Below are 14,026 nucleotides of genomic sequence, written 5' to 3' on the forward strand. Positions count from 1 at the left end.
CGATGAAGGCGATGATCGACTTCGACGCCGCGCCGATCTTCGGCATCCCCATGGCCGACGGCTCCGGCGTTCACGAGGGCATGTTGATCGAGGGCCCACAGGGGTGGGGCGAGTTCAGTCCGCTTCTGGCGTGCGCCGACGACGAGGCTTCCCGGTGGCTGACCGCCGCCGTCGAGGGAGGCACCGTGGGCTGGCCGGATTCGCGGCGCGGCCGGGTGCCGATCGCGGTGGTGGTCGGCGCGGTCGACCCCAGCTCGGCGCGTCGGGTCGTCGAGGCGTCGGGCTGCCTGGCCGCCGACGTCGCCGTCGGGACGGGGAGCCTGGCCGCCGACGCCGACCGGGTCGCGGCGGTCCGTGACGCGTTTGGTCCCCAGGGGCGAATTCGGTTGTCCGGCAACGGCACCTGGGGGGTCGACGCCGCGGTGTCGGCGATCGCCGTTCTCGTCGACGCCGCCGGTGGCGTCGACTTCGTCGCCGATCCCTGTGGCAGCGCCGCCGAGCTGGGCGCGTTGCGCGGCAGAGTAGAGGTGCCGATCGCCTCGGGGCCGTCGTGCGCCGGGGTGGTCGACGTGGTGGTCCTGCGAAGTGGGCCGCTGGGCGGGGTACGCCGTGCGTTGCGCGTCGCGGAACGGCTCGAGCTGCCGTGCGTGGTGGCGTCCTCGGGCGAGACGAGCATTGGGCTGGCCGCCGGCCTGGCGTTGGCCGGGGCGCTGCCGGAGCTGCGGTACGCATGTGCGCTGGGCACGGTGTCGGAGTTGACGGGCGACCTGGTCGCGCCTGGCCGATCGCTGCGGCCGGTGGACGGTCATCTTCCGGTGGCACCGACGCCGGCCGCTCCGTCCGCCGACCTGCTCCGCCAGTACGCGATCACCGACTCCGACCGCGCCGACCTCTGGCGCCGCCGGCTGCGGGCGGCCAGGGGGACCGCCTGATCAGGCGGACTGGGACTTGGTGTTGAGGTGGTTGTCGGCGATCCACTGGGCGGCCTTCTTGACCAGTCCCGACTGGGGATAGCGGACGTGGGAGGTGAAGTCCTTGCCGAGGGAGCAGATGGGGTCGTTGGTGTTGCACATGTCGGCCGTCTTGGGTCCGTAGAGCGCGCTGAGCGTGGTCAGGGGCTGACCGAGACGTGCCGACGGGTTGCCGAACACCGCGACCGCGCTGATGTGGTCGGTCATGGCGGCGGGTAGCGGCGCCTGGAAGCCGAGCCCGGTGATGGGGGAGGTGGTGACCACGTCCATGACCGCCGCGCCCTGGGAATACCCGCCGAGGACGATCTTGGTCTTGGGGCAGCTCTTCGCCGTGGCCTGGGCGTGCAGGCTGGCGTCGGTGGCGCCGGTGGCCACGCCGAGGAAGTCGTAGGACGCCGGATACTTCACCGCGTAGGACCGGATGGACTTGCCCTTGACCAGGGGTTTCAGGGAGTCGACGAGTGCCTGGCCGACGACGCCGATGCCCGGGGGCTCGTCGGTGCCGCGGGCGAATACGACCTCGATGTCGGGGCAGTCGTTGGCGGCCGCGGCGGCCGGCGCGGTGCTCAGCGCGACGGCCGAGGTACCGCCCAGGACGAGGGCGGACGCCATCACGGCCGCCGCGCGTGACCACCGAGAGGTTGCCCCTTGCACGTGCACGGCCGCTCCTTGACATCGGTGGGGTGAGTTGGGTGGTGGGTCGACGTCGGTGTCGTCCTCAGCTCGTACCCAATTTTCACTTCCGTCACTCTGACAACAGGATATCGTCGCCGAGAAGTTCCCGGGCGATGCGTCGAACACGACCCGGTTTCGATTCGTGGGGGGTGGGAAACCCACACCGCGCCGAGCGAGCAGGGGGCCGCCCGGCATCGACGAAGGGTGGCTTGACATGACCGATCGTGCTTCCGCCGAAGACCAGGCCTCCCGCCCGCATGCCCCGGACGGCAGTCTCGGCACCAGCCTCAAACCACGTCACATCACCATGATCTCTATCGCCGGCGTCATCGGCGCCGGCCTCTTCGTTGGCTCCGCCAACGCCATCAAGGAGGCCGGCCCCGCGGTGCTGATCTCCTACTTCCTGGCGGGCACCCTGGTGGTGCTGGTGATGCGGATGCTCGGCGAGATGGCGACGGCCAATCCCGACACCGGGTCCTTCTCCGTGTACTCGGACCGGGCGCTCGGCGGCTGGGCCGGCTTCTCCGTCGGCTGGCTGTACTGGTGGTTCTGGGTGCTGGTCATCCCTGTCGAGGCCACCGCCGCGGCGGCCATCCTGTCGGACCTCGTCGGTGCGCCCCAATGGGTCTGGGCCTTGGCCGTGACCCTCCTGCTCACGGTCACCAACCTCGTCAGCGTCGGCAACTACGGCGAGTTCGAGTTCTGGTTCGCCCTCATCAAGGTGGTCGCGATCATCGCCTTCATCGCGATCGGCATCGCGGCGATCCTCGGCCTCATCCCCGATTCCCAGGTCAGCGGGATCGACTCACTCTGGCAGCCAGACGGTTTCATGCCCAACGGGTTCGGGGCCGTCATCGCCGGCATGTTGGTGACGATGTTCTCCTTCATGGGCACCGAGATCGTCACCATCGCCGCCGCCGAGTCGCCGGACCCGACCACCGGCATCAGCAAGGCCGTCAACTCGGTGATCTGGCGGATCTCGTTGTTCTACATCGGCTCCATCTTCGTCATCGTCGCGCTGATGCCCTACGACAAGCTCGAGAACGGCTCGTATCAGAGCACTTTGGAGGCCATCGGCATCCCCGGGTCGAAGATCATCATGGACCTGGTCATCCTGACGGCGGTGGCGTCGTGTTTGAACTCCGCGTTGTACACCGCATCCCGGATGCTGTTCTCGCTGGGGGACCGCCGGGACGCGCCGCGCGCGGTGCGCAAGCTCACCGGCAACGGCGTGCCCTGGGTCGCGGTACTGGCGTCGATGGTGGTCGGCTTCCTCGCCGTCGTCGGCAACTACCTGCTGCCGGAGAAGATCTTCGGCTACCTCCTGGCGACCAGTGGCGCCATTGCCCTGTTCGTCTACCTGGCCATCGCGGTCAGCCAGTTCGTCCTCGGGCGCACGATGCGTGCCCAGGGTGAACAGGCGCCGGTGCGGATGTGGTTGTTCCCCTACCTGACAGTCGTGGTGATCGTGGCCATCGTCGCGGTCCTGGTGTTGATGGCGTTCGACCCCGATCAGCAGTCGGCGATCTTCCTGTCGTTGATCTCGGCGGTGTTCATCGTCGGGGCCGGAGTCGTCGTGCACCGGCGCCGGGGGCACCACCCGTCGATCTCGACGCGCTAGCCCCGCTTGACCTTTCGGACGCGGTCGCGAAGGCCCTTGGTGGCGGTGTCCAGCAGGCCCTTGGCGCCACGCTTGATCAGGAACGACGGCAGCGGCACGGTGGGGTCGACCGTGATGTCGAACCGGACGTGGGTGGAGTCCTCACCGACCGGGGTCAGGGTGTAGCGCGCTTCTTGTGAGCGCTGCTGTTGCGAGCTGACCAATGTCCACGCCACGCCGTCCGGGTGCACGGTGTGGGCGAGTTCCTGTTCGTCGGTGACGCCGACGATCTTCACCACTTGGCGGGTTCGCTTGGGGTGCCCGTCGGCGTCGCGTTCGAGTACCTCCACTTCCTGGTGGGCCGGTGACCACTCCGGCAGGGTTTCGATGTCGAACAGAACGTCGAGGATTTCCTCGGGGGTTGCCTCGATGGTGATTTCGCGCGATTCGTTGACGGCCACCAGGGAAACGTAGCTCACAGATCGGGATGTTTTGCGCAAAATACTTAGTGGTACTCGCGTCTCATGAGCAAGCAATTCTTCACACAGATTCTCGTCGCCGGCGCCGGAGTCACCGCGATTGCCCTCGCCCCCCTGGCCGGAGCCGCCCCACCGCCCCCGTGCGGTGTCGAGGGCACGCCAGCGTGCGCCGTCGCCGGTCCGGACGGCACCAGCGCCGGAGCTCCTGGCACGGGTGCGACCGCCGGACCCGACGGAGCCGGCGCCGTAGTCCCAGGTGCAGGAGCGACGGCCGACCATGACGGCGCCGACGTGAACGTCCCGGGTGCCGGTGCCCAAGCTGGCCCGGACGGAGCCGGCGCCGTGGTCCCCGGCGCCGGTGTGCAGGCGGGTCCGGGTGGCACCGAAGCCACGGTGCCTGGTGCCGGTGCCTCGACCAGTCCCGGCGGCGCCAGCGTGTTCGTGCCGGGCGGCAGCGCCAGTGCAGACCAGGGTGGCGCGAGGTTCTGCGTACCCAACTTCTGCGCCAACGCCGGGTAGCCCGTCTCCCCAGGCGCCGGGTAATTCGACCGTCCGAACCGACCACCCCGACTCGAGGGTTTCGGGTGGACTTGGCAGACTGTTCCCATGGCACAGATAACGCTAGGCGGAAATCCCATCAACACGGTCGGCGAGCTCCCCGCGGTCGGGTCACCCGCACCTGGCTTCACCTTGACCGGCACCGACATGAGTGCCGTGACCGACGAGCAGTTCAGCGGAAAACCCTTGTTGCTCAACATCTTCCCGTCGGTCGACACTCCTGTCTGCGCCACTAGCGTGCGGACGTTCAACGAACGCGCCGCCCAAGCCGGCGTCGCAGTGCTGTGCGTGTCCAACGATCTGCCCTTTGCGCAAAAGCGCTTCTGCGGGGCGGAGGACATCGAGAACGTCACGACGGCCTCGGGCTTCCGGGACAGCTTCGGCAAGGACTACGGCGTCACCATCGCCGACGGCGCGTTCGCCGGGCTGCTCGGCAGGGCCGTCGTGGTGATCGGTGCCGACGGCAACGTCACCTACACCGAATTGGTGCCCGAGATTGCCCAGGAGCCGAATTACGACGCGGCGCTGGCCGCCTTGGGCTGACCCGACCACCGACACTCTCCACCGACGGCGAGGACCCCATGGGTCCTCGCCGTCGTCGTGTGTCCCATGCCACGCGACCGGCACGCGGCGTCACCGTTCGGTCACGGAATGGCGGCTCATCGGCGTTGCGGCAACCAGGCATTGGTGTGCCTGCGTTGAGGGGTAGTACAAGTAAATCGTCGCCCCGACACAGCAGAGAGATGGAAACCCCGATGAGACGCATATTCGCCTTCGTGATCAGCTTCGCCGTGTTGGTGGCGACGCCGGGACTCGCGTCGGCCGACCCCTATCAGCGGCCCGCGCGCAACCAGCAGGCCGTCGACTTCATCATCAAGCGTGCTCTCTCGCAACAGGGTGTTCCCTTCGCCTACGGCGGCGGCGACGCCAACGGTCCCTCGCTGGGCCGGGGTCCGTCGGTCGACGAGCTCGCGACCGAGCAACTCCCCAACGTCCCTGGTGCGGTCCCGGGGAGCGCGTTCGGGACGGTGCCGGGCACCTCCATCCTCGGCGCGGCGCCCGCGCCCGTGCCGGCCCCCGCTCCCAGCGTCGTGGGCTTCGACGCCTCCGGAATCATCGTGTATGCCTTCGCCGGTGCGGGGATCAAGCTGCCGAGGTCCTCCGGTGAGCAGTACCGGGTCGCGCAGAAGATCGCGCCCAGCCAGGCGCTGCCCGGCGACCTGATCTTCTTCGGCCCGGATGGCACGCAGAGCGTGGCGCTGTTCGTCGGCAACGGTCAGATGCTGGAGGCCACCGACACCGGCATCAAGGTCTCCCCGGTCCGCACCGCCAACATGACCCCGTACCTCGGCCGCATCATCGCCTGAATCGCCTCGTGGTGTCGGACCTGACGAACCGCCAGATCGTCTTGCGTCGCCGGCCGCACGGGCTCGTCGCGCCGGACGACACCGAGCTGGTGGTCGCGCCGGCACCGCGGCCGGCCGACGGCGAGGCACTCGTCCGGATGACCTACGTCGGCATCGACGCCGCAGCGCGAACGTGGCTCAACGACCAGCCGGGCTATCTGCCACCCGTGGCGTTGGGCGAGGTCGTCCGAGCGGCGGGTATCGGAGAGGTGGTCGAAACCCGTTGCGACGCTTACGCCGTCGGCGACGTGGTGACGACCCTGTCCGGGTTCCAGGAATACGCCATCGTGCGCGACGACGTGTTCTGCACACCCGTCACGGACGGCGTCGACCAACTGGCGGTGATGTCGATCTACGGACCAACGGGGGCCACCGCCTACTTCGGCATGCACGACATCGGCCGACCGAAGGCGGGGGACACCGTCGTGGTCTCGGCGGCCGCGGGTGCCACGGGTTCGGTGGCCGGTCAGATCGCGAAGATCGCCGGTGCCCGTGTCGTGGGGATCGCCGGCGGCCCGGAGAAGTGTCGTGCGGTCGTCGAGGACTTCGGCTTCGACGAGTGCGTCGACTACCGGGCCGGGGACGTGCCCGCCGCGCTGAAGGCGGCGTGCCCACGCGGTGTGAACGTCTACTTCGACAACGTCGGCGGCCCCATTCTCGACGCGGTGCTGGGCCGCCTGGCCGCCAAGGCCAGGGTGGTGCTGTGCGGTGTCATCTCCAGCTATTTGACCGGTGAGCACCCCGGGCCGGCCAACTACGTCAACATCCTGGCCAAGACCGCCACCGTGCAGGGGTTCAACGCCCTCGACGAGTGGGGCCGATTCGACGAGGCGTTCGCGGCGTTGCGGGAGTGGGAGAAGCAGGGCCTGCTCGTCCACCGCGAGACCGTGTACGAGGGCATCGAGTCGTGCGTCGATGCCCTCAACGGTCTCTTCACCGGTGCCAACATCGGCAAGATGCTCGTCCGCGTCGGCTAGCCACCTGATTCGACGAGGAGTCGTTCGGGGTGGTGTAGGTAGTTGACGCGCGCTTGCCCGACGTCGAGTTCCGGTGGTGGGATCCACTGCACCACCCCATCCTTGAGCTGCACGGTCCAGCCGTTTTCGGCCAGGCGATTGTCCCCGCCGCAGGCCAGGGTGACGTCGTCGACGTCGGTCAACCCGTTCTTCGCCCATCCGGTCATGTGGTGCACCTGGGTGCCGTAGCCGGGGACGCTGCATCCGGGTTTCGTGCAGCCCCGGTCGCGGGCGTGCAGGACGATCCGCTGCCCCACGGACGCCAACCGCTTCGTCCGGCCCAAATACAGGGCTTCGTTGGTGTGCTTGTCGAACACCGCCAAGTAGTGATGGGCGTGCGACGCCATCCGGATCAGGTCGGCCATCGGCAACAGACTGCCCCCGCCGGTGACCCCACTGCCGGTTCCGTTCTCGAGGTCTTGCAGGGTGGTGGAGACGATGACGGTGACCGGTAACCCGTTGTGCTGACCCAACTCACCTGAGGACAGCACGCTTCGCCCCATTGCGATCAACGCGTCGTGGTTGCGTTGGGTCGCGGTGCGGTCGTCAGTGTCGATTTGCTCTTGGGACGGTGTCCCCGACGTGCGGGGTTCGTGGTCGGCGGGGTTGCACATCCCGGGAGCACCGTACTTGGACAGGATTGGTTCGATGGTCGCCCTGGCTTTGGGGTCCAGGAGCCCGGTGAAGGGGGTCATCCCGTCGGCTTGCTGCTTGCCCAACCGGAAGAACCGCTTCCTGGCTCGTTCGACGTCGTCGGGTTTGGGCCCGTCCTGGTCGATGGCGGTCATGAGTTTCTTGGCCGTGTTGCCCAGTTCCTCGGGGCCGGCGCCGGACCCGATGTGCACCAGCGTCTTCTCCGACAGTTCCCGGACCTCGGGGTCCACCCACGTGGGCAGCTTGTCGAGGAACCCGCGGATCACCGACACGTGTTCGGGCCCCAATGCCCCGTCGGCTTGGGCGTCGGCGGTCGGGGCCAGCTTGGGGTCCAGCGGCTGCCCTGTCACGGTCGCCCGCGGCCCGAGATCTTCTGCCTCGTGAAGCGGCCTCCGGACTTCCTTATTGGAGATGCGCAACCGCTGGGTCAGCACATCACCGAGCGATTTCGCGCCCAGTTCGGTTGGCGACGCTTCGCGGTGCAACCGCGCGATCACCCGATGCCCGACGGTGGGCAGCTGCCAGGTCACGGTCTCCAGTTCCCCCAACAACTCGACCAGTTCGAGGTGGGTGAACCGATCACAGTCCAGGGTGACGAGTTCGGCGACGGCAGCGCGGATCCCCGCGACTGCTGCGGTGACCCGATCCGACCTCATACTCGAACACTAGTACGACCCACCGACAAGACAATCCAACGATGTGACTGCTGAAACTCATGTGGCACAGGAGTTTTGACGCAGGGTCAGGCCCGACTCACGGGCCGACGCCATCCGCTCACCACCTCGCCTGCCGCAGCGCGCGCCCGTGCGACCGGATCGTCGGGCCCCCTCGCGCCGAGTAACCCGCCATTTCATCGACGTCGCTAGCCCGCATCACCCCCCAACGTGGTGACCCTCACGTCTTCGGCGGTGTCACAACGGCTTTGCCGAGGATCACGCCGCCTAGAATGGCGGCATGGCCCGTGGTTCCCGTCAGGTGTTCGCGGCCCCGGAAGGTCTGCTCCGCATCGAGGACTGCCTGACCTCCGCCGGCGCCGTCGCGCTTCCCCCGGGAGTCACGTTGCCCTCGCTGATCGATCGCAACGTCGCCCACGTCGGCGATGCCGTCGCCTACCGGTATCTGGACTTCACCCGCTCCGAGGCCGGGGTGGCCGTGGAGCTCACGTGGGCCGGGCTTGGCGTCCGGGTTCGGGCCGTTGCCGCCCGCCTGCGCACCGTCGCGGCCGCAGGCGACAGGGTCGCGATCTTGGCGCCGCAAGGGCTCGACTACGTCACGGCGTTCTTCGGGGCCATCAAGGCGGGCACGGTAGCGGTGCCGTTGTTCGCACCGGAACTGCCCGGTCATGTCGAACGTCTGGACACCGCGCTTCGTGACTCGCGGCCGTCGGTGGTGCTGACCACCGCCACCGCGCTGTCGTCGGTGGAGGCGTTCCTGGACACGCTGCCGTCCCGGCTGCGGCCGAAAGTGATTCTGCTCGAGCACATCCCAGACCACGAGGGCGACGGTTTCGCACAGGTCGCGGTAGACGTGGACGACGTCTCGCACCTGCAGTACACCTCCGGTTCCACGCGCCCGCCGGTGGGAGTGGAGATCACCCACCGCGCGGTCGGGACGAATCTAATTCAGATGATCCTGTCGATCGACCTTCTGAACCGAAACACCCACGGCGTCAGTTGGTTACCGCTCTACCACGACATGGGCCTGTCGATGATCGGCTTCCCCGCGGTCTACGGTGGGCATTCGACTCTGATGTCGCCCACCGCGTTCGTCCGTAGGCCGCAACGGTGGATCAGCGCGCTGTCCGACGGGTCGCGCGAGGGCCGGGTGGTCACCGCGGCGCCGAACTTCGCCTACGAATGGACCGCGCAGCGGGGGCGCCCGTCGCCCGGTGACGATGTCGACCTGGCCAACGTGGTGCTCATCATCGGCTCCGAACCGGTGAGCATGGGGGCCATCACCGCGTTCCGCGAGGCGTTCGCACCGCACGGCCTGCCCGCCACCGCGATCAAACCGTCCTACGGCATCGCCGAGGCCACGCTGTTCGTCTCGACCACGGCTCCCACGGCCACGCCTTCGGTGCTGCACGTCGACCGCGACGAATTGGAGGCCGGCCGCGCGGTGCCCGTGGCGGCCGATGCGGTGACTGCGGTGGCGCAGGTGTCCCTGGGTCAGGTGGCGCGCAGCCTGTGGGCGGCGGTGGTCGACCCCGACACCGCCGCAGAGCTGCCCGACGGCCACGTCGGGGAGATGTGGCTGCACGGCGACAACGTCGGTCGCGGCTACTGGGGTCTGCCCGAGGAGAGCGCCCGTACGTTCCACGCCCGGTTGGCCGACCCGCTCGTGTCCGGGAGTCACACCACCGGGGTCGCCGCGGCGGCAGACTGGCTGCGCACCGGCGACCTCGGGTTCTACCTCGACGGGGAGCTCTACGTCACGGGACGGCTCGCCGACCGCGTCATGGTCGGCGGACGCACGGTGTACCCGCAGCACGTCGAGGCCACGGTGGCCGACGCGTCACCGATGGTTCGCCGCGGGTACGTCACGGCGTTCACGATCCCGGGCGAACGTCTCGTGATCGTCGCCGAGCGTGCCGCAGGCACCAACCGCAGCGATCCGCAGGAGGCGCTCGCGGCCGTCACGGCAGAGGTGTCGCGCCGCCACGGCCTGACGGTGCACGACGTGAAGATCGTCCCGGCCGGCGCGATTCCACGGACCACCAGCGGCAAACTCGCCCGGCGGGCGTCCCTGGCGCAGTACCTCGACGGCGCCTGGGACTAGATCTGCCCGTGACGGGGCGGTCGCGTTCCAGACAGGGCATGGCGACCGATGTGCTGAATCTTCCACCGCACCGGATCGTGCAGGGTGTGGGTGCGCGCGTCGCGCCAATAGCGCGACAGGTTGCCGCTCGCCGAGGCGCTGCGGGTCCCGCCCAGTTCGAACAAGGCGGACGACGCCTCCAGTGAGGCGCGCACCGCGGCGACCTTGGCGACGGCGACGGCGATCGACGCGGCCGCCGTCGTGTCCGCGGTCGGGTTCGCCCGGGCTGCGTCCACCTGACGCGCCGCCTCGCCGAGCAACGCCTGTGCGCCGCGAACGGTGACCACCAATTCCCCGGCGAGCGCGACGACGGTGGGATCGTCGCCGGTCGAATCCACCCGAGCTTCGAAGTGTGGGCGGCCCTTGGCGGCGTTCCGGATGCCTTCGCCGAGTGCGCCCGTGGCGATGCCGACGTCGATCGCGGCGTGCAGCAACTGGGCTTGGGCGCCGTAGGTGGTCGGCTCGGCGAAGATGGGGGAGAAGGGGATGACGTGCTCGCCGGGCACCCGCACGTCGTCGAGTGTGACGGTGCCCGACGCGGTGGTTCGCTGCCCCATGCCGTCCCAATCGTCGACGATGTGCAGACCTGGCGCGTCCCGCGGCACGAAGGCCAATGCCTTGGGTGTGCTGGACGTCGGCGCGTCACCAGAGCCGTCGGCGACCGACGCCCTGACGATCACCCAGTCGGCGAACAGCGCCCCCGTCGAATAGAACTTGCGACCCGTGAGCACGTAAACACCGGACTCGCTCTTGGTGAGCGTCGTGGCGTCGACGTCGATCGGGTGCGGGCCGCGTTCGGACTGTGCGTTGGCGAGCAGTCCGCCTCCGGTCACGACGCCGTAGAAGAAGGCCCGTTGCGACGGCGTCCCCTCGAGCCGCACGGCTTCGAGAAAGGTGAAGTGCGAGTGCGGGATTTGAGCCAGCGACGGGTCGGCCTCGGCGATCGACCGAAACACCTCCGCCACGACCTCATAGGAGGCGTCGACTCCGCCGAACTCCGCGGGCACCGTCAGGGCCAGGAGCCCAGATTCCTTCAGCGCCCGCACCTGATCGTGCGGGAGGGCGCGTTCGGAGTCGCGGACACTGGCCTCGGCGCCGAACTCGACCGAGAGCCGACGTGCCAGCGCCACCGCGTCGGCGGCGGCGGTGACGCCTCCCGTCGCGGTTGGGGCGCTCACCGCGAGGTGCCCAGAAAGGGAATCGAGGTGGGCGCCGAGTCGACTCGACCGGCGTCGAACAGCCCGCGCTCACGCAGCACCGGAACCACGCCCTCGCCGAACCAGTACAGCTCCTCCAGATGCGGGTAGCCAGAGAAGATGAACTCGTCGATGCCGACTTCGGCGTATTCGGCGATGCGGTCGGCGACCTCGACGTGGCTGCCCACCAGAGCGGTGCCCGCTCCGCCACGGACCAGGCCGACACCGGCCCACAGGTTGGGCGCGATCTCCAAGCTGCGGGCGTCGTTCCACGATCCGTTGGCACGATTGGCTTCGTGGAGGGCGAGCATCCGCTTCTGTCCCTCGGATTGACTGCGGCTCAGCCCGGCTTGCGCCTTGCTCACCGTCTCCTCGTCGAGCGCGTCGACGAACTTGCCGGCTTGGGCCCACGCCTCGTCGGCGGTGTCGCGCGAGATGGTGTGCAGCCGAATGCCGAAGCGCACCGTGCGGCCCTCGTCGGCGGCCTCCTTGCGGATCCACTCGATCTTCTGCTGCACTGCTTCCGGCGGTTCTCCCCAGGTCAGGTAGACGTCGGAGTGCTTGGCGGCCACCGGTCCCGCGGCCTTCGAACTACCGCCGAAGTACAACGGCGGGATCGGATTTGGAGGGAGCGCCAGCGCCGCCTCCTCGACCTGAATGTGCTTGCCGTCCAGGGTCACCGTCTCGCCGGCCCACAGTCGGCGAACCACCTCGAGGAACTCGTCGCACCGCTCGTAGCGGGCGTCCTTGTCGAGGAAGTCCCCGAAGGAGCGTTGTTCGTGGGCTTCACCGCCGACGACGACGTTGAGCAGGAGCCGACCGGGTGCGTGCCTGGCGAACGTCGCCGCCATCTGCGCCGACAGCGTGGGACTGACCAGGCCGGGACGGAAGGCGACCAGGAAGGCCAGCGAGGTGGTCTCCCGAGCCAGCAGGGCCGCGGTGATGAAGGCGTCCTCGCACCAGGCGCCGGTCGGGATGAGCGCGCCGGTGAAACCGAAGGACTCGGCCGCCCGGACGATGGACCCGAGATAGTCGATCGACGCGTCGCGGTCGCTGTGTGCCGACCCGGCGGGGGTGCCGTGGCCGCCGCCGACGATCAGTCGGCTGTCGCCGTAGGTGGGTAGAAACCAGTGGAGCTTGACGGGCATGGCGGGACTCCTAGCGGCTGGCCGTCGGCTGCGAGGCAGTCGACGACGATGACGAGGGCTTGGTGGACGGTCGTTCGATTATCGTCGACGACGGCCCGCCCACGCGATACCGGGACCCGCGATGTTCGTCGGGTAGGCGGTCGCCGCGACCAAACAGCTTGTTGCGCAACGTTCCTGGCGCATATTCCGATTGGTAGGCTCCTCGGGCGGTCAAGACCGGCACCACGTGGTCGACGAAGTCGGCGAAGGTCCCGGGCGTGATCGCATAGGCGAGGTTGAACCCGTCGACGTCGGTTTCTTCGACCCATTCCTGCAGCACGTCGGCGACGTGTTCTCCGGAGCCGACGATCAGCGGGCCGATGCCGCCGATCTTTCCCCAGTTGGCGATGTCCTCGACGGCCCATTCGCCGCCGTCCGGATCGGCGGACTGGAAGGCCTTCACCGCGGAGAGGATGGCGTTGGAGTCGACGTTGCCGATGGGCTCGTCGAGCCCGTAGCTGGCCAGGTCGACACCCATCCAGCCGGACATGAACACCAGGGCGCCCTCGGGGTCGCCGTAGGAGAGGTACTCGGCGTGCTTGGCCCGAGCCTCCTGGTCGGTCGCGGCGGTGATCACGGTGGACAGGTTGAAGATCTTCGCCGCGTACGGATCTCGGCCGGCGAGTTCGAGTTCGCGACGAATGGTCGTCACCGTCTCGCGCAGGATGGCCTTGGTCGGCGCTGCGGTGAAGATGGCCTCGGCGTTCTCCGCGGCGAACCGGACGCCGCGTGGCGAGGCGCCCGCCTGGAACAGGACGGGGGTCCGCTGCGGTGACGGTTCCGACAGGTGAATGCCCGGGACGGTGAAATGCGTTCCGGCATGGCCGATGTGGTGGACCTTGTCGGGGTCGGTGTACACCCCACGCTCGTGGTCACGGATGACGGCGTCGTCCTCCCAGGACCCCTCCCACAGCTTGTAGAGCACCTCGAGGTACTCGTCGGCGTGGTCGTAGCGCGCATCGTGCGCGGGCTGGTCGGTCTGGCCCATGTTGCGCGCCGCCGAGGGCAGGTATCCGGTGACGACGTTCCAGCCGACCCGGCCCTTGGTGAGGTGGTCGAGCGTCGACACGCGCCGCGCGAACGGATACGGGTGCTCGAATCCCGTTCCGGTGGTGATGCCGAAGCCGAGGTGCTCGGTCACCAGCGCCATCGCCGACACCAGCAGGAGCGGATCGTTGACGGGGACCTGCGCGGCCTGTCGAATGGCCGCCTCGTCGCTGGCGCCGTACACGTCGTAGGTGCCGAGCACATCGGCGATGAACAGCCCGTCGAACCGACCCCGCTCGAGGAGCCGGGCGAGGTCGGCCCAGTAGGACAGGTCCTTGTAGTGCGAGGACTGGTCCTGCGGATGCTTCCACAGGCCGGGTGACTGATGGGCGACGCAGTTCATGTCGAACGCGTTGAAACGGATCGGTCGGCTCACTGGCACGAGTGTGTCGGTCACATCCGTCGACGTCACTGCTTTGC

Annotated in this window: 13 protein-coding genes; 7 read left to right on the forward strand and 6 right to left on the reverse strand. The window is 68.5% G+C overall.

What is annotated here, in order from left to right:
• Window positions 1–2: 2 nt before the first annotated feature.
• Window positions 3–932, forward strand: a complete 930-nt coding sequence (locus tag H7K45_RS06835) for an enolase C-terminal domain-like protein (RefSeq protein ID WP_263995019.1) — start codon at window positions 3–5, stop codon at window positions 930–932.
• Here H7K45_RS06835 and H7K45_RS06840 read toward each other — a convergent pair whose 3' ends face one another.
• On the reverse strand, window positions 933–1,583 hold the full coding sequence (locus H7K45_RS06840) for a cutinase family protein (protein WP_263995094.1): 651 nt from the start codon (window positions 1,581–1,583) through the stop codon (window positions 933–935).
• Between the two features lie 277 nt (window positions 1,584–1,860).
• Between H7K45_RS06840 and H7K45_RS06845 the strand changes: the two genes are divergently transcribed.
• Window positions 1,861–3,267 (forward strand): amino acid permease, encoded by a 1,407-nt coding sequence (locus tag H7K45_RS06845; protein ID WP_263995020.1) that lies wholly within the window; start codon window positions 1,861–1,863, stop codon window positions 3,265–3,267.
• On the opposite strand, the gene H7K45_RS06850 is transcribed toward H7K45_RS06845, so the two are convergent.
• Entirely contained in the window at window positions 3,264–3,707 is a 444-nt protein-coding gene (locus H7K45_RS06850; RefSeq protein ID WP_263995021.1) for an SRPBCC family protein, read from the reverse strand. The two genes, H7K45_RS06845 and H7K45_RS06850, sit on opposite strands and share 4 nt — an antisense overlap.
• A 63-nt stretch (window positions 3,708–3,770) precedes the next feature.
• On the opposite strand from H7K45_RS06850, the gene H7K45_RS06855 reads away from it, so the two are divergent.
• From H7K45_RS06855 to H7K45_RS06870, 4 genes are all read left to right on the forward strand, one after another.
• Window positions 3,771–4,244, forward strand: coding sequence for a hypothetical protein (locus H7K45_RS06855; RefSeq protein ID WP_263995022.1), 474 nt, complete (start codon window positions 3,771–3,773; stop codon window positions 4,242–4,244).
• 87 nt (window positions 4,245–4,331) lie between these two features.
• A complete protein-coding gene (gene tpx / locus H7K45_RS06860) occupies window positions 4,332–4,826 on the forward strand; it encodes a thiol peroxidase (protein WP_263995023.1) in 495 nt (164 codons plus the stop codon).
• A gap of 212 nt (window positions 4,827–5,038) precedes the next feature.
• A complete protein-coding gene (gene ripD / locus H7K45_RS06865; protein ID WP_263995024.1) occupies window positions 5,039–5,650 on the forward strand; it encodes an NlpC/P60 family peptidoglycan-binding protein RipD in 612 nt (203 codons plus the stop codon).
• Window positions 5,651–5,661: 11 nt separating this feature from the next.
• Entirely contained in the window at window positions 5,662–6,666 is a 1,005-nt protein-coding gene (locus H7K45_RS06870; protein WP_263995095.1) for an NADP-dependent oxidoreductase, read from the forward strand.
• Here H7K45_RS06870 and H7K45_RS06875 read toward each other — a convergent pair.
• Window positions 6,663–8,015: an HNH endonuclease signature motif containing protein gene (locus H7K45_RS06875; RefSeq protein ID WP_263995025.1), complete on the reverse strand. Its 1,353-nt coding sequence runs from the start codon at window positions 8,013–8,015 to the stop codon at window positions 6,663–6,665. The genes H7K45_RS06870 and H7K45_RS06875 overlap by 4 nt on opposite strands.
• A gap of 298 nt (window positions 8,016–8,313) precedes the next feature.
• On the opposite strand from H7K45_RS06875, the gene H7K45_RS06880 reads away from it, so the two are divergent.
• Window positions 8,314–10,137, forward strand: coding sequence for a fatty acyl-AMP ligase (locus H7K45_RS06880; RefSeq protein ID WP_263995026.1), 1,824 nt, complete (start codon window positions 8,314–8,316; stop codon window positions 10,135–10,137).
• On the opposite strand, the gene H7K45_RS06885 is transcribed toward H7K45_RS06880, so the two are convergent.
• Genes H7K45_RS06885 through H7K45_RS06895 form a run of 3 tightly spaced genes read right to left on the reverse strand, consistent with a single transcriptional unit; the run spans window position 10,134 to window position 13,982 of the window.
• The gene (locus H7K45_RS06885; RefSeq protein WP_263995027.1) at window positions 10,134–11,354 is read right to left on the reverse strand and encodes an SfnB family sulfur acquisition oxidoreductase; all 1,221 of its coding nucleotides are present in this window, start codon (window positions 11,352–11,354) and stop codon (window positions 10,134–10,136) included. The two genes, H7K45_RS06880 and H7K45_RS06885, sit on opposite strands and share 4 nt — an antisense overlap.
• The gene (locus H7K45_RS06890; protein WP_263995028.1) at window positions 11,351–12,520 is read right to left on the reverse strand and encodes an LLM class flavin-dependent oxidoreductase; all 1,170 of its coding nucleotides are present in this window, start codon (window positions 12,518–12,520) and stop codon (window positions 11,351–11,353) included. Before H7K45_RS06890 ends, H7K45_RS06885 begins: the two co-directional genes overlap by 4 nt.
• Window positions 12,521–12,530: 10 nt before the next feature.
• Window positions 12,531–13,982 (reverse strand): LLM class flavin-dependent oxidoreductase, encoded by a 1,452-nt coding sequence (locus H7K45_RS06895; protein ID WP_263995029.1) that lies wholly within the window; start codon window positions 13,980–13,982, stop codon window positions 12,531–12,533.
• Window positions 13,983–14,026 lie beyond the last annotated feature (44 nt).

It is taken from the genome of Mycobacterium yunnanensis (assembly GCF_025823185.1).
Taxonomy (GTDB): domain Bacteria; phylum Actinomycetota; class Actinomycetes; order Mycobacteriales; family Mycobacteriaceae; genus Mycobacterium; species Mycobacterium yunnanensis.